General features: G+C 38.4%; 22 protein-coding genes and 1 pseudogene. 12 read left to right on the top strand and 11 right to left on the bottom strand.

Features of this window, described 5'->3' with window-relative positions; all coding sequences use genetic code 11:
• Positions 1-113: 113 nt before the first annotated feature.
• Positions 114-392 (top strand): annotated as a pseudogene (locus tag ACJ8IM_RS22785) (IS3 family transposase); the annotation flags it as partial.
• 85 nt (positions 393-477) lie between these two features.
• Entirely contained in the window at positions 478-4,329 is a 3,852-nt protein-coding gene (locus ACJ8IM_RS22780) for a hypothetical protein (protein WP_033654313.1), read from the top strand.
• Between the two features lie 38 nt (positions 4,330-4,367).
• Here ACJ8IM_RS22780 and ACJ8IM_RS22775 read toward each other — a convergent pair.
• Positions 4,368-5,488, bottom strand: a protein-coding gene (locus tag ACJ8IM_RS22775; RefSeq protein WP_101455624.1) for an IS3 family transposase whose coding sequence is annotated in 2 segments (ribosomal slippage) — positions 4,368-5,233 and positions 5,233-5,488 — 1,122 coding nt in all. Because the reading frame shifts where the segments join, the coding sequence is not laid out codon by codon here.
• Between the two features lie 500 nt (positions 5,489-5,988).
• On the opposite strand from ACJ8IM_RS22775, the gene ACJ8IM_RS22770 reads away from it, so the two are divergent.
• From ACJ8IM_RS22770 to ACJ8IM_RS22735, 8 genes are all read left to right on the top strand, one after another.
• Positions 5,989-6,834, top strand: coding sequence for a DUF6387 family protein (locus tag ACJ8IM_RS22770; protein WP_001067212.1), 846 nt, complete (start codon positions 5,989-5,991; stop codon positions 6,832-6,834).
• A 280-nt stretch (positions 6,835-7,114) separates the two neighbouring features.
• Positions 7,115-7,321, top strand: coding sequence for a helix-turn-helix transcriptional regulator (locus tag ACJ8IM_RS22765; protein WP_000795663.1), 207 nt, complete (start codon positions 7,115-7,117; stop codon positions 7,319-7,321).
• Positions 7,322-7,341: 20 nt separating this feature from the next.
• Positions 7,342-7,641: a hypothetical protein gene (locus tag ACJ8IM_RS22760; protein ID WP_001019190.1), complete on the top strand. Its 300-nt coding sequence runs from the start codon at positions 7,342-7,344 to the stop codon at positions 7,639-7,641.
• A 295-nt stretch (positions 7,642-7,936) separates the two neighbouring features.
• Positions 7,937-9,139 (top strand): tyrosine-type recombinase/integrase, encoded by a 1,203-nt coding sequence (locus ACJ8IM_RS22755; RefSeq protein WP_106731722.1) that lies wholly within the window; start codon positions 7,937-7,939, stop codon positions 9,137-9,139.
• Positions 9,132-10,442 carry a tyrosine-type recombinase/integrase gene (locus ACJ8IM_RS22750; protein WP_106731721.1) on the top strand — a complete coding sequence of 437 codons (1,311 nt, stop codon included), beginning with the start codon at positions 9,132-9,134 and terminating at the stop codon, positions 10,440-10,442. Before ACJ8IM_RS22755 ends, ACJ8IM_RS22750 begins: the two co-directional genes overlap by 8 nt.
• Positions 10,439-12,313, top strand: coding sequence for a DNA-binding protein (locus tag ACJ8IM_RS22745; protein WP_106731720.1), 1,875 nt, complete (start codon positions 10,439-10,441; stop codon positions 12,311-12,313). Before ACJ8IM_RS22750 ends, ACJ8IM_RS22745 begins: the two co-directional genes overlap by 4 nt.
• A 14-nt stretch (positions 12,314-12,327) precedes the next feature.
• Positions 12,328-12,714: a hypothetical protein gene (locus tag ACJ8IM_RS22740; RefSeq protein WP_106731719.1), complete on the top strand. Its 387-nt coding sequence runs from the start codon at positions 12,328-12,330 to the stop codon at positions 12,712-12,714.
• Between the two features lie 96 nt (positions 12,715-12,810).
• The gene (locus ACJ8IM_RS22735) at positions 12,811-13,236 is read left to right on the top strand and encodes a hypothetical protein (protein ID WP_000360017.1); all 426 of its coding nucleotides are present in this window, start codon (positions 12,811-12,813) and stop codon (positions 13,234-13,236) included.
• Between the two features lie 53 nt (positions 13,237-13,289).
• On the opposite strand, the gene ACJ8IM_RS22730 is transcribed toward ACJ8IM_RS22735, so the two are convergent.
• The 4 genes from ACJ8IM_RS22730 to ACJ8IM_RS22715 all read right to left on the bottom strand — a co-directional run bounded on the left by ACJ8IM_RS22730 (position 13,290) and on the right by ACJ8IM_RS22715 (position 16,135).
• A complete protein-coding gene (locus ACJ8IM_RS22730) occupies positions 13,290-13,604 on the bottom strand; it encodes a cell wall-binding protein (RefSeq protein WP_106731716.1) in 315 nt (104 codons plus the stop codon).
• Between the two features lie 19 nt (positions 13,605-13,623).
• On the bottom strand, positions 13,624-14,010 hold the full coding sequence (locus ACJ8IM_RS22725) for a hypothetical protein (protein WP_106731715.1): 387 nt from the start codon (positions 14,008-14,010) through the stop codon (positions 13,624-13,626).
• Positions 14,011-14,542: 532 nt separating this feature from the next.
• The gene (locus ACJ8IM_RS22720; protein WP_106731714.1) at positions 14,543-15,742 is read right to left on the bottom strand and encodes a relaxase/mobilization nuclease domain-containing protein; all 1,200 of its coding nucleotides are present in this window, start codon (positions 15,740-15,742) and stop codon (positions 14,543-14,545) included.
• Between the two features lie 9 nt (positions 15,743-15,751).
• Positions 15,752-16,135, bottom strand: coding sequence for a hypothetical protein (locus ACJ8IM_RS22715; protein ID WP_106731713.1), 384 nt, complete (start codon positions 16,133-16,135; stop codon positions 15,752-15,754).
• A 257-nt stretch (positions 16,136-16,392) separates the two neighbouring features.
• Between ACJ8IM_RS22715 and ACJ8IM_RS22710 the strand changes: the two genes are divergently transcribed.
• Positions 16,393-16,569, top strand: a complete 177-nt coding sequence (locus tag ACJ8IM_RS22710; protein ID WP_214471092.1) for a hypothetical protein — start codon at positions 16,393-16,395, stop codon at positions 16,567-16,569.
• Between the two features lies 1 nt (position 16,570).
• On the opposite strand, the gene ACJ8IM_RS22705 is transcribed toward ACJ8IM_RS22710, so the two are convergent.
• The 4 genes from ACJ8IM_RS22705 to ACJ8IM_RS22690 form a co-directional block, all read right to left on the bottom strand.
• The gene (locus ACJ8IM_RS22705) at positions 16,571-17,023 is read right to left on the bottom strand and encodes a hypothetical protein (RefSeq protein ID WP_241178575.1); all 453 of its coding nucleotides are present in this window, start codon (positions 17,021-17,023) and stop codon (positions 16,571-16,573) included.
• A gap of 65 nt (positions 17,024-17,088) precedes the next feature.
• Positions 17,089-17,682: a hypothetical protein gene (locus ACJ8IM_RS22700; protein WP_214471096.1), complete on the bottom strand. Its 594-nt coding sequence runs from the start codon at positions 17,680-17,682 to the stop codon at positions 17,089-17,091.
• Positions 17,675-19,927 (bottom strand): Eco57I restriction-modification methylase domain-containing protein, encoded by a 2,253-nt coding sequence (locus tag ACJ8IM_RS22695; protein WP_214471098.1) that lies wholly within the window; start codon positions 19,925-19,927, stop codon positions 17,675-17,677. Before ACJ8IM_RS22695 ends, ACJ8IM_RS22700 begins: the two co-directional genes overlap by 8 nt.
• A 53-nt stretch (positions 19,928-19,980) precedes the next feature.
• The gene (locus ACJ8IM_RS22690; protein WP_058670827.1) at positions 19,981-21,003 is read right to left on the bottom strand and encodes a DNA adenine methylase; all 1,023 of its coding nucleotides are present in this window, start codon (positions 21,001-21,003) and stop codon (positions 19,981-19,983) included.
• 239 nt (positions 21,004-21,242) lie between these two features.
• Here ACJ8IM_RS22690 and ACJ8IM_RS22685 point away from each other — a divergent pair, with 239 nt between their 5' ends.
• On the top strand, positions 21,243-22,337 hold the full coding sequence (locus tag ACJ8IM_RS22685) for a hypothetical protein (RefSeq protein ID WP_106731707.1): 1,095 nt from the start codon (positions 21,243-21,245) through the stop codon (positions 22,335-22,337).
• Positions 22,338-22,410: 73 nt separating this feature from the next.
• Here the strand turns inward: ACJ8IM_RS22685 and ACJ8IM_RS22680 are convergent, their stop codons facing one another.
• Positions 22,411-23,136 carry a hypothetical protein gene (locus tag ACJ8IM_RS22680; RefSeq protein ID WP_106731706.1) on the bottom strand — a complete coding sequence of 242 codons (726 nt, stop codon included), beginning with the start codon at positions 23,134-23,136 and terminating at the stop codon, positions 22,411-22,413.
• A 38-nt stretch (positions 23,137-23,174) separates the two neighbouring features.
• Entirely contained in the window at positions 23,175-24,404 is a 1,230-nt protein-coding gene (locus ACJ8IM_RS22675; RefSeq protein ID WP_106731705.1) for an integrase domain-containing protein, read from the bottom strand.
• Positions 24,405-24,475: the final 71 nt, after the last annotated feature.

Raw genomic sequence — 24,475 nt, 5'->3', positions numbered from 1 at the left:
AGCGATACGCTGTCTAAAGCGATATATCTCCCGCGAAGTTTACACGTTACTGCGCAATCAAAACAGGCGGATCAACAGTATCCCGATAACAGCTTGACTCTTAGAAGGGCGTCCAGGGCAGCCAGTACGGCAGTGACGACTGGCAGCGCTTCTGCCGGGCCAATAACCTGGCGCCAAGCATGAGCAGGCGTGGCAACTGCTGGGATAATGCGGTGGCCGAATCGTTCTTAAGTTCGCTGAAAAAAGAACGGATCAGAAAACGCATATATAAAACCAGGGATCTGGCCCGGGCGGATATCTTCGATTACATTGAAGTGTTCTACAACCGGGCCCGGCGCCACAGTCATCTCGGCGGCGTCAGTCCGGAGGACTTCGAACAGGCCTCGTCGTGAGGACAGAATTTGTCTACGGGCATGGGGTCAGTCCAGTGTCCCTAGTGTACGAACCATGACAGAATTTTTTTACTAAGGTGAAGGCGTGGCAATCTTTGACATTGAAAAGGACGAATTACTTCGGCTCTCCGATACTCAGCTAGAAGAGCTGATTGCCAGGCTAGCGGAAGCTGAAGTAGCAATGCATGGCCATAGCCCTGCGTGTGTAAATTGGTCTGGTTCAATCACTGCTCCTGACGGAGGAATTGATATCCATGTTCAGGTTCCAGTTGAGCAACTGAATAATGGCTTTCTTGTAAGACTTGATACCGTATTTCAGGCAAAGAAATCTACAATGCCAAAGTCTGCAATCGTGAAGGAAATGGGCACTGGCATAGATCTTTCACCCATCATATCTGAACAAGCCAGAAAAAAAGGCAGCTACATCATTGTCAGCATGGGTGATGATTGCTCTCCGTCTGGAAAGAGAGATCGTCTTAATGCGATGAGGGATGCAGTAAAAGATGATCCTAACAAAAACAATCTTCATCTTGATTTCTACGACCGTTCCAAACTCATTCAATGGCTGCGCCAACATCCATCAGTCATGCTGTGGGTAAAAGGGAAGCTTGGGCAAGGGTATTCCGGCTGGCAACCATATGGAGCTTGGAGCAATCCGCCACAAGGTGTTACAGACTCTTTAATCTCAGCCCCAGGTGTAACCATTACTTTACCGTCGGGAAAGGGAAATAAACTCAAAATTGATGATGCAATTAGCCCAATGCGTGCCCTTATTCGTTCGACGAATAAGGCAGTTCGTATTACAGGATTGTCTGGTGTCGGGAAGACTCGGATCGTTCAGGCGCTCTTTGATGAAACTGTTGGAACAGATGCGCTTGACCGGACAGTAGCTATTTATGTTGATACTGGCTTTGAGCCAGTACCTTCGGCTACAGCAATGCTTGATAAACTGATCGCTGAGGACCGACGAGCAATTATGATCCTTGATAATTGTCCATCAGAACTCCATGCTTCGCTTGCCAGCAAGGTATCAGCCGCAGGAAAAGAAGTAAGCCTCATCACAATCGAGTACGACATAAGGGATGACAAACCACAGACAACTGAGGTCATCCATATTGAGACAGATGGTCCAGAGGTGGCAGAGCAACTTCTTATCCGTCGCTTCCCTTCTATTGGTCAGAATAATGCCCGTCGTATTGCTGAGTTTGCAGCTGGGAATGCAAGAGTTGCTTTGGCTATAGCTGAGAGAGGAGAGGAAGGCGAGAGTTTGGCTCTACTTTCTGATGCGCAGTTGTTTAATCGCTTGTTTGAACAGCGTAATCATCCTGACGGTAATTTACGGGAGCAAGCTGAGATATTGTCACTGATGTATTCATTCTCGGTATCTAGTCCAGATGCTGCTACCGATGAACTGGAAATATTAGGGGCGTTTTTTGGGTATTCCAGAACCCAGTTATTTAAAGCCGTTACGAAGCTGATGGAACGTCATATCGTTCAGAAAAGATCTCACTGGAGAGCTATCTTACCTCATGCTATTGCTAACAGATTGGCAGCATCCGCACTCGACAGTATTCCCGTTGATCAACTTAGGGCGACTTTTGAAGCTCCGGATTGTGAGCGTTTATTAATGTCTTTTTCGCATCGCCTAGGGTTGTTGCATGACCATCCTGTTGCGAAAGAAATTGTAGAAGCTTGGCTACAGCCTAAAGGGATGTTAGGAAGAATAGCCGAGTTAAATGATATTTCGTTACGAATACTTGGGTATATCGGACCGGTTGCACCTGAAGCATTGCTCAATAGAATTGAGACCATGCTCTCATCATCTGATTTCAAAAGTATGGAACCGGGCTACAATCCGCAGCGACGTAGTATTCTGCGTCTTTTACAATTGATGGCATACGAACCGGACGCCTTTGAACGATGCGCCAGGCTTCTTATTCAAATGGCAGAAGACGAAGCCGATAATAATGACCTGGATTCTGCTCGAAACATGGTCCCGAGGTTTTTCCAGGCGTATCTGTCTGGTACTCATGCTTCCCTAAGCCAGCGTATTGCTTTAATGAACGAATGCACTGCATCAAGCATTATTACGCGTAGATCTTTGGGCTTAAAGATGCTGTCAACTGCCCTGGATGGCCCACCGTGGTCAGGGTTTGGGGTTGGTGAGTTTGGAGCTCGACCAAGAGACTATGGATACGAACCCAACTATGATGAACTTGTCGAATGGCGCAGCGCCTTTATTGACGTCATTATCCAATTAGCGGCATCCGGAGATCCTGAGCTTGAAAGGTCGGCACGATCAATCCTGGCTGACAAATTCAGGGGAATTTGGTTTCAAGAAGCAATGCGAGACAAACTCGTCGATGCTGCCCGTACATTAAATGCTATAAGTCCTTGGGGGGAAGGTTGGAAAGCCGTTCGTTCAACGGTCTATTTTGACTATACCAAGCGTAGCGATGGAGATGATGTAGAGCCGTTGCCGGATAATCTTGCTGCCTTAGATAAGGAGTTGGAGCCCATTGCGTTAATTCCAACAATAAAGACATACGTGTTGAGTAAAAATCATGATTATTGGGCACTGGATGCTGATTTTGATCATGAGGACTCCGTTAAATATACCTCAGCCGGAAAAAGACTTGAAGCTAAAGCACTTCAATTGGGACAGGGCTTTTCTTTATCAAATCATGCATTTGAAGAGTTAGGGGCAGATCTGTTCTCCATCGGTGGAATGCCTTATCGTGCTGTCTTTGGTCGAGGACTTGCTCGAGGGGCACATGATCTACGTATTGTCTGGCAGCGACTTGTTGAACAAATTGAAAAACAGCCAGATGCTAACAAAGATTTTGGAGTTATTGGGGGGTTCATCGAAGAAGTTGACTCTGTCGATCCATCATTAGCACAGAAGTTTCTCGACCAATGTGCGCAGCATCCTGAACTTCGACAGGTATTGGTTGGCTTGCATCCTTGGGTGAAATTTACAGTAAATGATTTGGATCGCTGCATGAAGCATTTGGATGATCCAGACATTCGCCCTTTCATGTATGAGCCAATTCTCTGGAGAGACCAATACGCCAATTTACCGAGAGTCCGTTTACTTGATCTTGCTAAGCGCCTCCTAAATAAAGTTAGCGGCAACGATGTTATTTTGGATGCACTATCCATGAAGCTTCATGGTAAAGATGAATCTACAGATACGCTTGGTGGAGACTTTCGATTAATCGGTCTCGCTGCAGCCATCCAGAGGATTCAAAACAGCGACAGAGACCAAGGGGGGACAATCGATTATCGCATGGAACAAGTTATCGATGCTGCGTTGCGTTTCGATGGTAATGAAGCGAAAAAAATAGAGTGGTTGGACACAATATTCAGCGTAATTGATGAAAATTATGGATATGTGTCTGGATTTCATAAAACTATAGCTACAACTGCTGCATCGATGCCAGAAGCATTTCTCAATCGCATTTTTGAAGGTACTGAGGAACAGCGGCAAAGAAGACAATTCTTTATTGGACGTGGTGGCTTACGTACCTATCCCCTAGCAAAGATAAATATAAGCGTTCTAATTGCATGGTGCTACGCCAGAAATGATCCCTTTGTCTGGCCCGTTGTAGCTGGTGGAGTCAATCTTTGGTCAAAAAATGTTGAGAAGAGCGCACTGACCATACACGAAACGGCTTTAAAACTTCTAGAGGCGTCCCCTGAGCCACTAGCTGTTCTGGAGTCTTTTGCTGAGCGTATTACTCCATCATCCTGGACTGGTAGCCTTGCGAACATAATGCAAGCTAGATCAAGGACTCTAAGTACATTGATTAAACACGAACGCACTGATATTGCAGAGGCTACCAAAGTAGTTTGCGAAAAAATGATGCAGTGGGTGGAATGCCAAAAAGAACGCGAACAACGAGAAGATAGTGAAAGGGAACAGAGGTTTGAATAAAGGCTAGAATGACCTGCACCCAGGATTAGATACAACCTTCAGTTAGTAATGTCGGTTGGTTTTTCTTCATATTTCCTGTTTCGCCAGTCCGTTGCGAATTCAGCTGGTGTCTGGTAATCCAGTGATGAATGGGGACGGCACTTGTTATAATCCTGCCGCCAGTCATTAATTGTTTTCCGGGCATGAAGAATATCGCTGAACCAGTGTTCATTCAGACACTCATTGCGAAAGTGTTCGTTAAAACTCTCAATAAATCCGTTCTGCGTTGGTTTACCTGGCTGGATAAGCCGTAGTTCTACACTATGCTCAAAGGCCCATTGATCGAGCGCGCGGCAGGTAAATTCCGGGCCCTGATCGGTTCTTATTGTCGTCGGATACCCCCGAAACAAGGCGATGCTGTCCAGAATACGCGTGACCTGAACGCCTGAAATACCGAAAGCAGCGGTGATCGTCAGACACTCCTTCGTGAAATCATCCACACAGGTCAGGCACTTGATCCTGCGACCGTTGGTCAGTGCGTCCATAACGAAATCCATCGACCATGTAAGGTTCGGTGCATCCGGGCGCAGAAGCGGAAACCGTTCGGTCGCCAGCCCTTTACGGCGTCGTCTGCGTTTTACGCTCAGTCCATTAAGGTGGTAAATACGGTATACCCGCTTGTGATTGACGTGAAGGCCCTCCCTACGCAGCAACTGCCAGATGCGCCGATAACCAAAACGTCTGCGTTCAAGCGCCAGCTCAGTAATACGCCCTGATAAATGTGCATCAGCAGCCGGACGCTGAGCATAATAACGGCAGGTCGACAGGGACAAACCTGTAAGCCGGCAGGCACGACGTTGCGACAGACCGGTCGCATCACACATCAACACCACGGCTTCCCGCTTCTGGCCTGTCGTCAGTACGTTCGCCTCAGAGCCACCTGAAGCGCCTCCTTATCCAGCATGGCTTCGGCAAGCAGCTTCTTGAGCCTGGCGTTCTCTTCCTCAAGCGACTTCAGGCGCTTAACCTCGGGCACCTCCATACCGCCATACTTCTTACGCCAGGTGTAAAAGGTGGCGTCGGAAATGGCGTGCTTACGGCAGAGCTCACGGGCAGAAACCCCGGCTTCAGCCTCGCGGAGGATACTGATGATCTGTTCGTCGGAAAAACACTTCTTCATGGGGATGTCCTCATGTGGCTTATGAAGACATTACTAACATCGTTGTGTATTAATCAACGGGGAACAGGTCAATTCACGTATACAATAACTAACTGATTTAAAACGGCATTATTGGTTTTTGCAAAAACAAAAAAGCCCACAACCGAAGTCGTGGGCTTTTTCGCTATTATCGCCGGGTCTATCTGGTTCACTGGCGACGTATTTGGTGGGGCTGGCGTCCCTGTAATTAGCCATTCATTCCATTGATTTTTAATGTTATTTATACTTTGAATTTTATGTGTGGTTCTAAAAAGGAACCATAAATCGTAATGGTATGGGTTATCACGATTAGCGGATTGGAGAATTGTATCAAAAGGAAACAAATTCTTCAGTTCAACTCCCTGCTAGTAGCTGAACTGCGCAAGCACGATCTGCTTTTCACCGATTAGTGAATGCGGTAGTTTTTCAGCGAAACTGAATTCTATCCGTAGGGCAGTACCAGCATAGGTGGGGAATGGATTTTGAACAACTGGTCACCAGAGCACACAAAAGACATCAAGAGTTGGTTTAAGATTGATACATATCGCAAATTTGAAGACCTCTCATTGCTCCAGTTTTACCATGAGATATGGGCTCGTAACTTGTTCTTTAAGGAGTATCGGGAAGAGTTTGAGAGCAGAACTCTTATGGGTTACTTCTCAAAAATTTTCAGTGGCAATCCTTTTTTAATTGAAGAAGGGCAACTGGGATACATGACTCCTGCCAATAAACTTTTTCAGCCTCCCCATTTTTTTCTAACAACTCTTGATCGCCTTGCTGAAACGAGCATCATTGCTATGCAACGCGGAGGTTTTGTTTGGGATGGTGATGACAATTATTCAATAAACAGAGATCTTCGGGAGGAATCACTTTCAGATATTATGCCAGATCAGTTTTCACGAACAGTCATGTTCGAGATTGATTTGGCAAGTGGCACAGACGAAGAGATTGCAGAGTCGCTTAAAGCTGCATTACCGCAGTGGCGTAAAATCAAAGGTATCGAACCAGATCCTTTAGAATCAGTTCGCTTTGGGTATGGAACTATCAAGAAACTCATCAGTTATCGTGTGATACCTATGCTGGATATCCTGGTGTGGGCAGCCGTTAAAAAAATCCGTGTCTCTGACGACAGGTTATCCAGACTGCTATATACAGACGATGACGAAGAAAGCGAAATGAGGCAGTCTAGCCAAATCAAAGATACCGACAGGCCTTTGGCTCTTAAATCCTGCACAACTGACTTTATCCGACAATTCCATTACTTCATGAACAAAAATAGCCATTTGAAGCAAATGAAAGTCTCTGATGTAATGAAACTATCTGATTAGAATTACATGTATAACTATTTGTTTTAATTGTTAAATTTAACTAAAGGCATCATTGTGAATGGTGCTTTTTTTTGCGATTTTTACTTTAAACCGGGCATTTTGACACTTGCTATAAAACGGGGGAATTTCAGCTACTCTCAAGTTCCCCTTTTCTGTACGGCACCAACTTCGAGAAAACCATCCTGCATAGCTACGAAGAACCTCCGCTTCAGGAGCTTCGCTCTTTTCTTTTCCCAACTGTTCGTATAGTGACTTCACCGCAACGACAAGGGATAACGAAATGAAAAATCAAGCAACCCGCCTAATACGATTACCAGAAGTTCTCGAACGAACTGGCTACGGAAAAGCCTGGATATATCGTCTGATCAACGATGGTAAGTTTCCTGCTCCTGTCAAAATTGGAAGTCGTGCAGTAGCTTTCGTTGAAAGTGAGATTGATACCTGGATTCAGTCTGTTATCGAAACAAGTCGAAATAATGTTGCTTAATTGAACTTAGGAGTGATTTTATGAATATCGAAGAATTTGTAAGCGAAGAAAACCATATGTGCAATTTATGCGGAGATCTTTTTTACAAGATCTTTGACCAAGAAGTGATTTATGACTTACCTAATAACGAGTTTAATAAAGAAATCATTTACTGGCTCAGTCAGTACCTTGTAGGAAATCTGAGAGAACCTTTAGACTCGATCTCTGAGCTTAATGCTTGCAAACAGATATATGTTTACGAGACCTGGTTATCTCTAATTAAATGTCCTGATGAATTGAAACTCCTAGCGAAGCGGATAATTTTATATCTAATGGATTAAGAGCTTTTTATGAAAATGTAAAGTTTGGCTGCATAATTTATCTTAAAACTTTACAGAATAACTTACATTATTTTGGTTGCCGTTCATTAGCAAGGCAGTGAGATAGTTTTCGAAGTATTAGGTGTACATAATAATGACTAGATCTACCAGATGATAATTTGACAGGAATAATCGTCTATCTCACTGTTTTAATTTAAATAAATATCGTAATCGATCCAAATAAATTTGTAAATCTACGAAATGCTTATTATTAATATATTGGAATTATACTTTTTGTAAGGTTTAGGAGGAAAATATGAGCAGTATTTGTGTAGATTCGTTTATGTTGGAAAATGGTGAGAGGTATTGTCATGTTGTAAATAAAAAAACTGGTGAGCCATTGTATTATCCAAATTTGTATATAACAACACAAGTCAGAAATCGGTCAGAGTCTATATCAACAATGAAAGTTATTGCCGGTAGCATTTCATTGTTATATCGATTCTTTATGAGGAAAGAGATCAATATTGATGAAAGAATTCAGAAAAGGATATTTCTGGCTCCTCATGAAATTGATGATTTGATTGAGTTTACTTCATTCAATTTTAAAAGTGGTGTAGATAGTGATTTTTGCGGTTCAAATGTCAAAAAACCAACTAAGTATTTTCGGATTACAACAATAGCTAACTATCTGGAATGGCTATGTAAAATACTTCTTTCTCATACAGGTCAGAAAGATACAATCAAAGAGATACTTGTTTTCATTAACAACATAAAAAGAAAGAAACCAAGAAACAATGACAAATATGTTATGGATATCGAAAAGAGCTTAGACAAAGCTCAACTGGATTCTTTGTTTAGCATTCTTTCGCCAGGAAGTAACTTGAATCCGTTTACGGAAATAGTACAAAAAAGAAATAACCTAATATTCCTATTATTACATTGCTTTGGCATGAGAGCCGGTGAACTTTTGAATCTGCGAATTGGTGACATAGATTTTGCAGAATCAACAATAGCAATAAGGAGGAGAGCAAATGATAAAACAGATTCACGAGTTTATCAGCCATTAGTGAAGACTTGTGAGAGGAAGTTAATTGCTCATGCGAACCTTATATATGAAATTTCAGATTATATCTTGAATGATCGTAGGAAAGTCAAAAATGCTAATAAGCATGACTTTCTTTTTATTACCTATAAAGAAGGGAAGACTCAAGGGCAACCGCTGTCATTTTCTTCATACCATAAGATAGTGAGTGTTGTTCGTCAATCATCCTCGCTTCTAAGTGGATTAACAGGCCATAAATTACGACACACATGGAATTATGAGTTCTCGAAAACAATAGATAAGGCTAAGGACATATCCGACGAAAAAGAGCAACAAATCCGTTCTTATCTAATGGGATGGTTACCAGGTTCAGACACTTCAATAATCTATAATCGCAGGCATATTTTTGAGCTATCGAAAAAAACTGCACTTGAGCAGCAAGAGCAACTATTTAAAGGAGGATTTGATGAATAATTTAATTAAACAAAACTCTGATAAAATGTCAATTCATGAACAAAAAATCGTCACTTTGATTGAGAGCTATGGAATCAATATTAGAGACTTGATATGTGCTATGAACAAAAATTTGGTTTGTGGATTTGTGAATACATTACAGTATTATTTTTGTAGTAGAAGCCATTTGTATGTAAAAACAATAGTTAAAAATATGAAGAATTTTATTAACAATGTTTCTCCTAATTACATTGATGATAAAGTAATAATCCAATATCAAAATATGCAATCAGCAAATAAACCATCATATTTTCGAGGTTTACGGCCATTTTTTACTAAATGGTTTGAATTAGGATACCCCGGAATAGATGAAAGTGCTGTTGAAATAGCAAAGCATTTTGACCTAAAAATAAAAAAAGCTGGTCAACCTATATTACAAGATGATCCAACTGTGGGTCCACTGACTAAAGAGGAACACACTTCCTTGATCAAGGCTATGAGTCACGCATATAGCATAGGTGAACTGTCACTGGCAGATTATGCGATATCGCTATTAATAAGTCTTACCGGTAGAAGACCTCAGCAGTTAGTTATGTTGAAATATAAAGACCTTCTTCAAAAGAAGTTAGATAATGGTAAAGTAGAATATTTAATTTCAGTACCACGAGTTAAACAAAGGGGTAAACAACTACAATATCGAGAACTGCCAATAATCTCAGAGGTTGCATCAATTGTTCAACTTCAAGCTAATCATTCCGTGAGGCTTGTTGAGCAAAACCTTGGCAAAACCCTTGATGATCATGCCAAAGGCAAGGTTCCAGTTTTCTTGAACGAGGAAAAACTGCTTGATTTAGCCATAATAGATTTTAACTTCCTGGAATCTAATAAAATATATGCAAAACCAACAATTGCTAATCGAGCATTAAAGAATATTGTTAATACTGGGAACTTAATTTCAAATCGTACAGGTTCTCTACTCAATGCTACTCCTCGCAGGCTTCGTTATACAATAGCAACTATGCTGGCTAAGGATGGTCATAATGCCAATACTATAGCTGAATTGTTGGATCATTCTTCTACTTCAAGTACGGGAATTTATATTAAAAATCTTGCTGAGAGTGTTGAAAGGATTGATTCCGCTGTTTCAGAACAATTGTCATTTGTCGCTGAAATTTTTATGAATGGAATAAAATCAAAAGAGATGATGAATTTCAAGTTTTGCTCCTCTAGAAAATGCCAAAGTCAGAATTTAAATGTAAATTTTCCTTGTAATGAATGTGCTTTCTTTATGCCAGTTGATATTGACGAGGTAAATCCCCGATGAACAATATTATTTTATTTAAATCTAAAAAAGAACTTACGGCTGAAAACAATTATAATGAATTCATAAATTTTTGTCGCTATCAACTATCAGGGCTCACCCAAACTCAGGATTGGGAACAATATGTCTGGAAAGGGTATGTAACCTTTAGAAAGATAGGGGTTGGACATAAAGCATTTAACTCCAAAGATGCAATGCATGAAGATTTTCTCGATTTTGCAAAAGCATATATCAGATATCAACACTCATTGAAACCCTTGAAAAATTATGGGGCAACAATGATGGCTTTGAGATGTCTCGAACAGGCTCTTTTGCAGGTTCTGAACAGTGGTCTCATTTATAATGTTACAGCCGTTGTTTTTGATGAGGCAATGCAAATCGGAAGCAAATATTTTGAAGGTAATGTTCTCGCTCAATGTGGGATACAGCTTGAAAAAATATCAAAATTTCTATGTGAACATAACCTTGTGAAATCAGGATACATATCCTGGAAAAACCACGTGAAGCAGAAGGTCAAAAACAACTATCTTCCTGAGATTGAGGACTATCACAGAAACGATAAGTTACCCGATGAAGCAGCATTACTTGCTATTGCTGATATTTTTTCTAAAAATGATGAGCTACTGAGTCCAAGGGATAAATTCACCAGTGCAGTATTTGCACTTCTGCTTTGTTGTCCGAGCAGAATTTCTGAGATTTTAGCCTTACCTGCTGATTGTGAGATTACACAAAAAGATGAGAAGGGTATCGAAAGATATGGTCTGAGATTCTATTCGGTTAAGGGGTATGGCCCTAATATCAAGTGGATTCCACAGGTTATGATACCAGTTGCGAAGAAAGCGATTAGAAGATTGCTTTCCTTATCACAAAATGCAAGGGTGTTTGCTCAATGGTGCGAAAAATATCCTGATAAATTTTACCAACATGAACTTTGCCCAAAAGTTGATGAAAAATCAAAGTTGACAGTTATACAGGTTTGTCATGCACTTGGCTACCCTTTATATGATCACAAATCATGCGTTCTAAAAATTAAAAAGACAAGTTTGGATGGTGGGAAAAGTTTCTTAAACCCCAATGATTATAGCTATTCATTAAGTGAGTTATGGGAAATAATTATCTCTGGTTTTAGTAAAGACTTTCCTTGGTATGATGAAGAAAAATCCATAAGATTTAGCAATGCATTATGTTTATTAAATCCTCGCCAATTTACCTTATCCCAAATGATTGATATCTACTCATTTCATAAGCCAACTAAAGGATTCTTTTTTAATGATATACAAAATAAAAAACGTCATGAGCATGGATTTAAAAATATTTTCGCCCGACACGGGTATTATGATAGCGAAGGTCAACCACTACTTATTCGCTCACACCAACCAAGACATCTTTTAAACACAATAGCCCATTATGGTGAAATGTCTGAACTGGATATAGCTAAATGGTCTGGTCGTGTCAATGTGAATCAGAACAGAGTTTATAATCACGTGTCAGAAGAAGATATGTTAGATAAAATCAAAACTATTAAATTGAGCATGGAAAATTATTGTCAAAGGAAGTCAATACCCACAAATGAATTGACAGTTGATTTTGATAACCTGAATCAAGGAGCAATTCACTTAACAGAATTTGGCTACTGTGTGCATAACTATTTAGTTCGTCCGTGTACTAAAATCAATGAATTTATAGAATATGATAATGAAACACTGGACATGAAATCAGTAGATAGAATTAGACTGGAATCAATGCGAGAAAAATTAATGCAATTGATAAATATAACTCAGATCGCTTTTGAAAATGGTGACTATGGGGCTGATAAATGGTTGCAGCACCACGAAAAAAACTTAGAAAGAATTAATAAACTTTTGAATAATTGAAACAGGAGATGCATATGGCAAAACATTTAAACAGGAGTGAAATAAAGGCAATTACACACATGATACTGACTTGGGACGGCAAAATCACATGGAGTGATTTATGTGAATCAGTTTATAAGAATCTAAACAGAACTATCACAAGGCAATCTTTAAGTGCTCATGATGAAGTTGTTGAAGCATATAGAACAAAGAAAAAATTGTCCAGTTTGAAAAAATCTGGTCTTAAGAAACCAGCTAACTTAACTATTGCGGCACAACAAATAATAAACCTTAAAGCCGAAAACGAAATGTTGAAGAAACAGAACAATAGATACAAAGAGCAATTTAGCTATTGGCAGTATAATGCTTATAGACATGGCCTTTCTATGGAACAATTGAACAGGCCATTTAATAAAAAATGACAATTGATAGGTTACACCTATTGACAAGCTAAATAAATACGATAAATATAAATATATGGTCAGGATGACTATTTCAATTATGCAAGGATGCATTTTATGGACAAAAACATCATCAATTCAGAGTTTACTCTGGAAGAGCAACTTATCATTATAATTGATAAATATATCTCAAAACGGTACCAGCCCGGAGATAAAAGTTTTTCATACCAGCTATACTTAATTTTTGTAGGATACCATTTAAAATATTTCTACCCTAAAAGGATTTATTCCAAATCTAATCGTAATATTGATAACATAATGGCTATGTTTAGCTCGGTATACAAAAGTCTGACAAGCAATCTACTACAACGATTAAATAACAAAGAAGGGGTTCTTAGAGAGCTAAACTCGCTTGTTAATTACATAGATAACAACCAGGAAAAAGCAGAAGAAATCTATGCTACTGTCAGAGCACAATATGAAATGAAAGTAATTGAGGGTGAGTTAACCCATGAAGTTCGCGTGAGAACCGTCAGGTTATAGGCAATAAAAAAGCCCCTATGCAGGGGCTAAAAGAGACTTCTTGATATAGAATACTACTGAACTTCTTTCCAGACACCATCAGCTTTCACAAGCTTAACAGGCTTTGTTTGTTTCATGTTGCTAATTGAAGCATCGACAATGCAGTTGTAAACATTGTTTGCTTCTTCTGTGCAACTTAGTTTCTTAACATAATCTATTCTTAAAAGATCTTTTTCGGGAATACTTGAGTTCAGAGCTTTCATACTTGCATTTGATCTATCTACAACACTTTTGAAAGCATTGTATATGTCTTTTTCAGAAGGTTCGGAATTACAGGCTGTTAATAGAAAAGTAGAAAGGATAACTGCGAGAATTGAGAATGTTTTCATTTTCTTGTCCAGGAAACGATTAATTAAGAATGCCAGATTTTGTATTGTTATTATCAGTAGAGAATGTCCACTTGCTTACGGTTTCTCCATTGAAGTCGATTTCGAGAGTTTTAGACTGAGTCTGGGAACCGCCAGTTAGCAAACCGACAACAGGGATAAAAGTCGAGGCATTGAACTGATTGTTATACATAAAGTATCTCCACTGCTCATTTCCGTCATCAAGTGTGGTTCTTGTATCAGGCTCACCTAACTTAGTGAGTAATTCCGTCTTAGTTGTTTTGTTTTTAATGATCTTCGACTGGAGGCTTTGTGGTGTTTCGTTTTTAAGGTTCTGGTTCCCTGATGTTGAACAGCCAGAAATTAAAAATATTGCAATGAAAAAGGAGGTTATAATAAATTTATTCATTTTATCTTCCTTATTATATTTGATTAGGGTTAGCTTTTATGTGTGAAAACGGCTCTGTGTGCAAATTTCTTACGTAAATAGAATCTTAAAGAAATTGCTGATGCAAAATAGATAACGACAGCAAATATAAAACTTTGACTGACAGCGAATATGAAGAAAGCTATCGCCAACAGCACAATTCCTATTAGTAAAGCTAACCAAGATGAAACGGCTCCATATTTGATGGTTGAATGACAGCCAGTGCAGACGCTAACTCCAAACTGGCTCTCTTTGAAGCAGAACGGGCACTTTATTGTTTCGTTTTTCATATCAACCTCAAGGTTGCAGATTAAATGGTGCGTTTACAGAGATTCTCGATGACCGACTCGCTTTAGTAAAATTGCTTGTACCGATCGATGTTTGAATCATGATAGGTAAAAGCTATCATAACTAGCTTATCGATCTGTAATAACGATCAATTTATTGTTGATTTATCCTGAATTAACCACTACCCAAACGATAATGCTGTCAGGAATAAGCGGTAAGATTCTGTTTATAAATGAATTTTCCTTTCTTTATGTAAAGGTCGGGTTACATAGAGATTTGAGAATCTAGGGAGGGGCTTGTGAAGAATGCTCTTACCATAGCTTCGGAGAAGCTCTGCAAGCCTTCTAAGAAATGGAATCCAGCCGATAAGCCTGAGATGCTTTTGCTGTTGTACTGAGTTTTTTTGAAGAATCTTTTCTACGATTGCGGTCCGTTTGTCTTCTCTGAGCCGTAATTCCAGTTCTGCAATTTTTCCACCGATACTTTCCCTTCTCTCAGTTGTCCTTAAAATCGTTGCAGGAGCAGGAGCAGGAGCAGGAGCAGGAGCAGGAGCAGGAGCAGGAGCAGGAGCAGGTATTGGCATAGAAGCAGGAAGAGCTTCCTTCGTCTGTATACCCTTTCGCAGAACTTCTAAGTGGTCGGGGTTGTAGTTGAGTCGGTTACTAAGGTTTGCCCAACTGTAGCTCTTACCCAATTGCGAAGCTTTGAAAGCTATTCCTGTGTATTCGAAAGAAAAGCCGTTCATTTTACCAGTAGAGGCAATATTGGCCTTCCAGGATACTTCAGCTTCTTCCAGCCTCTTGATAAAAGTTAAAAGGTCAGGTGTATCTGCCAAACTTTTATCAAGTACCTGTTGGAGAGCTTCCTTAGAGGCGGGAAGACCAGTCCGTTCTGATAGCATTTTTTCGTTGCGAGAGATTCTTTTCCGCTTCGGTTGCTTTGGTGCAATGGAAGGTGCTGTCTTGGTCACTGTTAGATTATGAGTGATTTCAAGCTCACTGATTATGCGGGTACTTATAAGGTTCTCATTCTTGCCAAGATAGAGCTTCCCTCCATTGAGGTCTATGCGACTTGCGATAATGTGTATGTGCTGACCAGCCGGATCGTCATGAAGCACATAGCAACGAAGGTGAGTATCACTTAATCCCATTCTCCTCATATAGTCATCTGCGATGCTGGACCATTGTTCAGCCGTTAGGGATTCTCCACTAGGCAGGCGAAGCGAATTGTGCCATACGGCCTTCTGAACATCTGGGCGAAGATGCTTACTGCCATCGAATTCAGCAATGAGTTCAATGGCAGTGTCACTTAACATGTTCCCACCAATGATAACTGGATCACTTTTATGGTGTACTCCGGGCTTCAATGCATACTGAACGACACCAGCGAAGCTCTTACCTCTTTTGATCTTCTGCATACCTTTCATGCGAAAAAACTACTTTACGGACGGATCAGAAGCTGTAAGACATGAGCGAAGCTCTTTAATCTGCTTTTTGACAGCGAATATTTCTGTTTTCGTCAATTCACTATTACTGCTTTTAGTATCAAGGTGGATTATTAGACGATTTAGCTTTTGAGATATATCAGACAATGATTGCCAAACTTGTAAATTGATTGCAGGAATGGCAGGAGGAAGCTTTTGAAGTGATGCCATGCGAAGCCATTCACCTTTACGTTTATCACCACGGCTTGCATTGAGAAGCTCTAACTCTTCTTTATTTAATCGTACACTGACACAGTGTATTCGCAATGATTGAGAATGATTATCGCTAATGGGTTTAAAATTATTTGTATATGACAATGCTATTATTTTACTCATATAAACTCCTTTTCATATGTATATTCACTTTAAAGTGAGCAATTCCTTTGCAACACATTATATATTTATAGTGGAAATACAATACATGTCAATGAGTTAGGTGCGACTTTGACTTTCTTTTTTCAACCGAAGGGCGAAAAACAAGGGAACTCAAAGAAGCGAAGCTTCGATGAGTTAGCCCTTGCTTGATTTAAATATTTGACATTCCAATTTTGTGAAGTTATTAATTTAACTGTTAATGACTGAGGAGATAAATTATGTCAAAAGAAACCAATTTGAATAAAGACTTGAGATGCCACTTTGCCGTGTTACTTGTTATAGCTATATGCGTTCCAAATATAATTCCATTATTTTTAGGCGTGACAGGTATTGTTATTTTACCTGTCTTTATTATTGAGGTGATTGATTCAATTAAAGAATATTATCAAAAATAGACTAAGATTTTTCTTTATATTTTGATTTAAATGTACGATAGGCTATTATTGCTTTTGCTAATGTACAAATAGCTACAAGGAAAAGTACTAATAGGTTGAAATACTCTATTTTATTATCCCCATTCCAAAGATCTTGGAAAGAAACATTAACCGGTAGTTTTAAATAAGTATCATTCGGCACCAAGATTTTATTTAAAGCTAAATAGGCCGCATAAAAGAAAAGGAGACAATCATTTAATTCTTTAAATGATTCATCAAGTTTCCATAAAACTACAATCAATAGTGCTGCTAAAATGCAACATGTAGATATAATATAAAAGCCTATTGTTTTTTCAGGAATTAAATAAGAAATTGTACATAATAGTAATAAGAAAAAAACACCAGAAATAAGATTTTTTAAAAAAAATGAACAAATATACTTTAAGTTTAGTGCTGATTGCTTAAAGTTAATCATTATATTCTTCCTTTAAAATCATGGCCATTAGAATGAAGGCCATCGTGTAATGGCCTTAAATATTATCAATTACAATATCTATCATGAGTTGTAAAATCATAATAACCAATAACAGATTGATTTGCTCTGCGGGGAGAATCAATGCAGTTAAGCATTTTTGTAGTTACTTCATTAGCCCATAGACCAACTGACCTCAATGTTCGTTCTTCAACATAACTGGGCCAAACCGTACCATCATCCATTTGTGTTAATAACAAAAACACTCTGTTGGTTGTACTGGAGTTCGGCATAAGGGCTGTTGATAAGCAAGGATGCTCGTGAATTTTTGTAATTCTGCCCTCTTGTGGACGAGCATCGGTCGGTGGTTCGAAATAAGATATCTGTCTTAAAGTTTGACCTGTCACAGGATCTTGCCAATAGAAATATCCAGAATAAATAGTAACTAAAGATGTCACACCACTTCTTCTGCGATAATCCTGTATTGGAGATGGAAACATAGAATGAAAAATATGTTCTAATTCAGAGTATGACCCAAAACGGAAATCGCGGGCACCACCACCAGTGTCGCTGTCATTGGAATCTGCATGTATTTTTCTTACATCGCCATCCACAATCTCTTTAAACAGAATTCGTGAAACACTACTTGCTGTATTAGTCATTATTGACAACCTTTTTAGTAACGATACTACCTTCTTTAAAAATGGCCTGAGAAGATATATAAGCAACCGCACCACCAGATGTTGCTTCATCCTTTCTGACCTGCCATGTTGTTGAATTAAATCCAAGTTTTCTCGCTAATGTTGCTAATATCAAATCACGAGTTATCGTAGATTTTTTTTCGCCTCTTAGTGGCGTTTGACCTCTATCTAATAAAGGAAAATCAGACATAATGACTTCCATATCTTCAATACAAAGCCCATAAGCAATAGCTATTTCTGCATCTATTTCCGCTCTTAAATGGGATATTCTCAACAAATTTTCATATGAGTATCCAACATTGTCTAACGATGAGAGTTCTTTTGCTTTTTCAAGAAGACTATGCCATGGTAGGCCCCCTCTGATTATACGGGGGAAAGGTATGCTTTGTAATAAGAAATAGTTCACCGTAGTGGTCAGGATTCTGCGTATTGCCCAGTCAAATACAAAACTATTTGTTATGGCTAACCAAACATATAAACATTCATTATTGTTATCTTTATCAAAAAGAATGGTTGGCACTTTATTACCACAAACCACATCTTCGGGTATTAAAGCGGCCATGAAGGTTCTTTCATTAGTTTGACCTGAAATATCACAAAACCCAACTCTTTTCGATTTAATTCTTTCATGGGTTGATGAAGATAGCTTACTTTTAGCAATCCAGAATTGTGGGCTAATTACTGAATTACCAATGGGGTAACTTTCCCAAAGAGCACTTCTTCCAGATCCTGATATATAGCCTTTACAGCCAAAACGATATTGTGAAACCATTCTTCCTTCGATTACAGGTATATAATTAGATGTAAACGTTTTTTGGAAATTTATTTTATCTTTCGTCATATCAACTTCACGACTAAATTTAACATTCCAACCTGATTGTTTATCGTCCCACTTAATGCCTGAATCGTATAATGATAAAAATAGTCGCCATTCAGTAATGTTTTTAACTTCAGGAATACTAAAGTCTGGTCTAATATTCGCCAAAGCTTTACGTCCTATATGAACATTACCTAACGTCTCTAAACCAATTAGGTTTCCTTTCTCATGAGTTAAATGTAGATTTTGCTTACTATAGTCAATAAAATCATATTTTTTTTGCATAGAGATAATTAAGAATTTGAAACGGCTATCAATTTCAAAAAACTTTGCTTTATTATCAATCACTGAAACTTTTACATCTTCACTTTCAGAAATGAGTTTATTTCTCACATAGCTTGAACCTTGAGAGCGGATAAAACCACCAGGAAGGATCGCAACAATTACTCCACCCTTTCTACAAATCCTGAAAAAAAGCTCAGTGAATGCGATATACAAGTCAGGCTCGCCAAATCCTAATGACGGATATCTTGTAAGAAGTTTTTTATTATATTTGGCGATTGCATTTTGTTTTTCTCGGAATTCATCACCAATAAAAGCTTCTGTACTTTGTCCGTAATGTCTTTTAATTCCTGATGATTTTAAAAATTCATGCTTAGTTATTTTTATTTTTTCCCAAGGAGGGTTGCCTATAACGGCATCAAAACCATCTTTATTCAAATTATTCCAAAAAAGATCATTCTGGATTAAGCTGTCACCGCAAAACCAATGCCCTCTCATAATCTTCAAGATGCAAAGATCATTAGTAAATGCTGCTAAACTTAGTAAAGCTCCACGTAAAGAGTTACTAGAAAGATCACAGGCATATATAGAGTTTTGCAGCCATGAATTAGCAATATTTCTATCTTTTCCACAGATTTCGATTGTAAGTGCAACTAACAGTATCCCTGTTCCACAGGCGGGGTCAATAACCTTACTTGTAGGGTTAACCTTATTATTACTAATACATTGGTTAGCAATTCGTTTAGCAAGGCGAAAATCAGTGTGATAGGCACCCGTTAATTTTCGATCATTTTCAATTAAATTTTCACGGGATAAAATACTTAGAATAATTTGTGGGGGGATCGGGATAGTAGCTATCAGGCTCACTAATTTTTCTGACTTATTCAGTATATCAGCTAAAATATGTTTCTCACATGATTTATTAAATTCATTTTGATATTCTAAATAATCAAACCCACCAAATCTTGAGGATACAGCTTCTAAAAGAAGCATTCTAGCCTCAAATCTATTCAAAGAATACTTGATAACATACTCGCCTGAGAATCTTGCAAGCAAATCCTCTGCTTCTTTTGTCAGGTCATGCTCTAATGGGCGAGGTGCTGCCATTTCTTAATCCTATAAAATTCAAAATATGTTTCTGATATCTCTATTTTATAGGACTATTTCTCAATTTCAACCAAAAACTCATTCACATTACTTATTGATTTTAAAGGTTTTTTGTTGGGTTCGTATCTGTTAATCTCTCCTAAAGATCTGACTTTGACCATACCAAAATTATTAAAAGCCGCTATCATTTCATCCATTTTGATGTGACCGTCATTACTATAGGAAACTAGCACTTTCTTGGCCTGAATTTCTGATACCAAGTTACTTAATGTTATCAATGCCTTACGTTTGTAGCAAAAGGCAGATGCCTTATCTTTCCAAGGTCTTAATCCTGAAACTCCCTCTATTATAGGCTCATCTCCGAAGGCGATGGTTTCTAAAATATGATAATAGCTTGCATATTGTCTTTTGGTATATGGGGGGTCTAAATAAACTAAGTCATAGGCTTTGTTTTTAACAGAAAAGACATCTCCGATGGATACATCTATCTTGATGTTATAATTTTTTAATTTACGACACTCTAATTTTAAAAAACCTTTTGATTGTGGTGTCCATTTTGAAAGAAAACAACCAAAAGTACCGGCTATATTAGCTATTCTGTTTAATGCTTTCAGAAGATCTGCGATAAGAAGTTTCTCTTCAGTATGACTAATTGTAGAAGCATCTCTCCATTCTTTAATCTGCCTCCGTACGCTATCAATCTTTATGGCATTTTCTTCTGAAAAGTATTTTCTCTCAACACCATAAAATTTTAATGAAGCTGGGCTATATGCCCTCCATACGAAACCCGGCTCTAAAACAACAGCATTTAATTTTTCAATTGCTTTATCGTATCCGCCTAAATTTTCGAAAGAAACTTGATGTATACTCATTAGTCTTGCTTCGGAGGTTATGACGGCAGAATAAAGAATATCATTGATTCTGATATTCCAACCCAGTTCGGCAGCGGCCTCAGCAACAGAACCTGTACCGCAAAAAGCATCAATGAAATATGATTCTTTTGAGTATGGCTTTCCGATAAACTCACCAAGTTGATCTACTAATCTGGCTTTTGACCCTATATATCTGAATGACATGTTATTCGCTGCTGTATCATAAATTTTATCAATTATACTATTATCTAGATTAAAAGCAATAACACTATGTGTGCTCTAAAAATATCTATGCTTTAAATAATTTCATTCTAGTGAAAAGTGGATTTGACTCTCTACTTATAAAAATGGCATTATCTGTCATGTATGTAATGATATATAAGTTTTTATTTTAATAATGCGAAAATAAAATGTATTTAAATTGACTGGTTTAAGAGGGTTGTATGAATAAAATTATCGACATTTCTAAAAACGGATTCAGGGTTTGTGAGTCACGCGAAAATGAACTTGATATTGCTTTTATTTCACTCAGGCTTGCGCTTAAAGCATATTTTTCTACTTATCGTGATCTCAAACTAAATTTGTCATCCCTTAATAGTAATATTTTTAATATTGAAGATGTTGATAAAAATTATTCTCTTTCTTATTATGAGTCTTGTACAGAGACTATCGTTCATTTTCAGCATTTCTTTGAACTTGCCTGCAAACATATTTTAAAAAATGAACACCCCCTTTTAGCTGACGTTGCATCTAAAAAAGCCGTTGTTCTATCAAAGCTTTTGAAAGGCGAAATTCTAAATGAGATTGAAGATAATAGTTTACAGTCAATAGAGTTCAGCGAAGCAATATCCAGATTGTTAGAGTTGATTAAAAATGAAAGTATCAATGATTTCAAATTATTAAATTTTATCCTTTCTGGTGAAGAAGTGTTGAGAACTGTAAATTCACTTAGGAATAGAATCTGGCATAGAGGGCTTTTTGTTTTACGCTACGAAGCACTTGATGAGTTAGTTTGCCGATTTATTTTACCGTTAGTCAGTGAGTTTTTATCTCTGAATGTATTTTATGGTAATGAAATAAATTGGAAATATAAAGATCTACACTGTAATGTTGACCCGATTTCTGAATTAAGCAATATTAATTTCAATACGGCTTTTGAGTTGGATAAAGTTGCATTTTTAAAAGAAATGGGAAGAGCTGCATATAATAATCCTTTATATGAAACTGTTTTAAAAAGAACAGGAAGACAAAACTTCTCTTCATTATTTGATAATGCTTCTATTCAAAAAGCTGAGGATGTCGCTAATCAGGAATTACAGAAACATCATGCAGAGTTGAAGACTTGCCCTGTATGCGGTGTAAATTCTTTGATTTTATACCCTGAATCAGATTGTGAGTATAATAATGATAACGAGGTAAGCAATGTCATTACTTACATATGGAAAATAACATGTGAATGTTGTGGGTTTTCGTTACATAATGAATTTAAAAATGCGAAAGATTATGGCTTCAATAATATTGAAGATTTTTGGGTGTAAATCCCCTATGATTTCTTAATTAGATAATGAAGCCCTACATGGTTAATGCATGGCTTCATTCGAATTTTAATATCTATCTTATATTTATTTTTCTTGCTGTTCTTTTTCTTTTTTTTGCCAACTCTAATATTTCTTTGAGATATTGAAGGTGGTTGGATATATGTTTGAGTGCTAATGCTCCAAGTGATAATCCTAAAAGAAAAGCTAATCCAAATACGATTAGTGTATTTGCTGTGCCGGAATTGAAGATCCCTTTTGATATGGTATCACCCAATTTGTCTAACCCACCAAAACCTTGAACTGCTGAGTATGCCAATCCAATTATTGATAAGACGGCAGTTTTTTCTCCAAAAAAATCATTTATCCTTGATTTCACTCTTTGTATCTTTATGTTTAACCAATCTATTGAATAGTTTAATTCAGTCAACGAGTAAGGCATCAGTTTTTCTATGTTTTGTTCATCATTGTCAATTTCACAAATTAGATCATTGAAAATTTCTTTTTTGAAGTTGAGCATGAACTTCACACCTGGAATTATAGGTGTAAACAAATAAACTATACCGGCAAGCGAATTGAGGGCATACAGAACGAGTGCTGGTAAAAGAAATGGCCCCTTGGGAAAGTTAAAAATTTTATAGATAACTGCCATTATCACCATTAAAACAAGAGAAATGAGTGATGTGAGAAATGAAAATACTTGAACCTTTCTAAGTAAGTTGCTTTTTTTATTTATTTGATTATAGGGAGCATAAGAATTCATTTTACTTATTGTTTTGATGATTTGATTTACTCTATACATTGTTTATAATTCCATTAATAAAATTAATTTCTATACAATTAGGCAGCAATAGCTTTTAGCCTTTGAGTTTGCACATAGTCACTCCACCACTGCATGAGAACCACTCGTTCTGCCAGATACTCTGCACGATTATAAGCGGCAATTATTTCATCCTTCTTCGAGTGGGCAAGGGCTGCTTCTAAGACGTCTGTCCTGAACCTTCCAGACTCCTCAGCAGCCGTTCTAGCGATGGAACGCATACCGTGAGCTACAAGCTCACCTCCGAAGCCCATACGGATTATGGCCGCATTAGCTGTTTGTTCATGCATATGATTAAGAGGAGCCTTTATGCTTGGAAACACCCATTCACGATGCCCACTTATCGCTTTCATTGACCCCAGGACTCTCAAAGCTTCTTTGCTTAGTGGAACTTTATGAGGCTTCTTCATTTTCATAAATTCAGCCGGGATGTTCCACATGCCGGTTTCTATATCAATATCTGTCCATCTTGCGCGAACCGCTTCACCGGGGCGGACCCAAGTTAGTAACTGCCATTCAATCAGTAATCGTGTCTCCATACGGACTGAGGCATTATTTAACACCATTAGGAAGCGGGGCAGTTCGCTTGGGGGCAGGGCTGGCATGTTCTGTTTCTTCGGCTTACTAAATCTCTGGGCAAGATTGTCAGCCGGATTGAATTCTATGAGTTCTTCTGTTGCTGCATAGCGGAAAATTTCATTCAGGCGGGATATGATGCGGCGAAGTGTTTCAAGGACACCTCGTTTTTCTATGGGGTCTAAATGCTGTTTAAGCATTTTAGGGCGAATCTCCTTAATGGGGGTATCACCCAACGTTGGAAAGATATTTCTCTCTAGGCTTCGCCAGATGTCGTTAGCATGATCCTGGGAGATGCCTGACGTTTTGGCTTTCTCATCAAGCCACTTCTTGGCTACTGCTTGAAATGTATGCTCCGTGGCATCTTTCAGGGCATTGGCTTTCTGGGTGTTATGAACTTGTGGGTCTATACCATTTGCAAGCAACGACAAGTATTCATCACGTAAAGCTCGTGCCTTCGCAAGTGTAAGGTGAGGATAGGTTCCTAAGCTCACCTTAGTTCGCTTTTTGGTCACAGGCACTGCATATCTGAAATACCAATTTTTCTTCCCTCCTTTTGCGAAAGGAGCGATTCGCAGGAGCAAACCATCGCCGTCAAAAAGGTTAACCTCTTTCTCGGCAGGTTTGGTGCTTTTGATTTCAGTGTCAGTGAGCTTCTTAGCGATTTTTGCCATGTTTGGGACCCTCTTGTTTTGGACCCTTTGTGTTGGGTCCCAAAAAGGGTGCCATAACGAGTAGCTTCTAG

It is taken from the genome of Serratia sp. CY33525, assembly GCF_052169115.1.
In the GTDB taxonomy this organism is placed as follows: domain Bacteria; phylum Pseudomonadota; class Gammaproteobacteria; order Enterobacterales; family Enterobacteriaceae; genus Serratia; species Serratia sarumanii.
The sequence above is the reverse complement of the archived record's forward strand: the minus strand, read 5'-3'. Positions and strand labels throughout refer to the sequence as shown.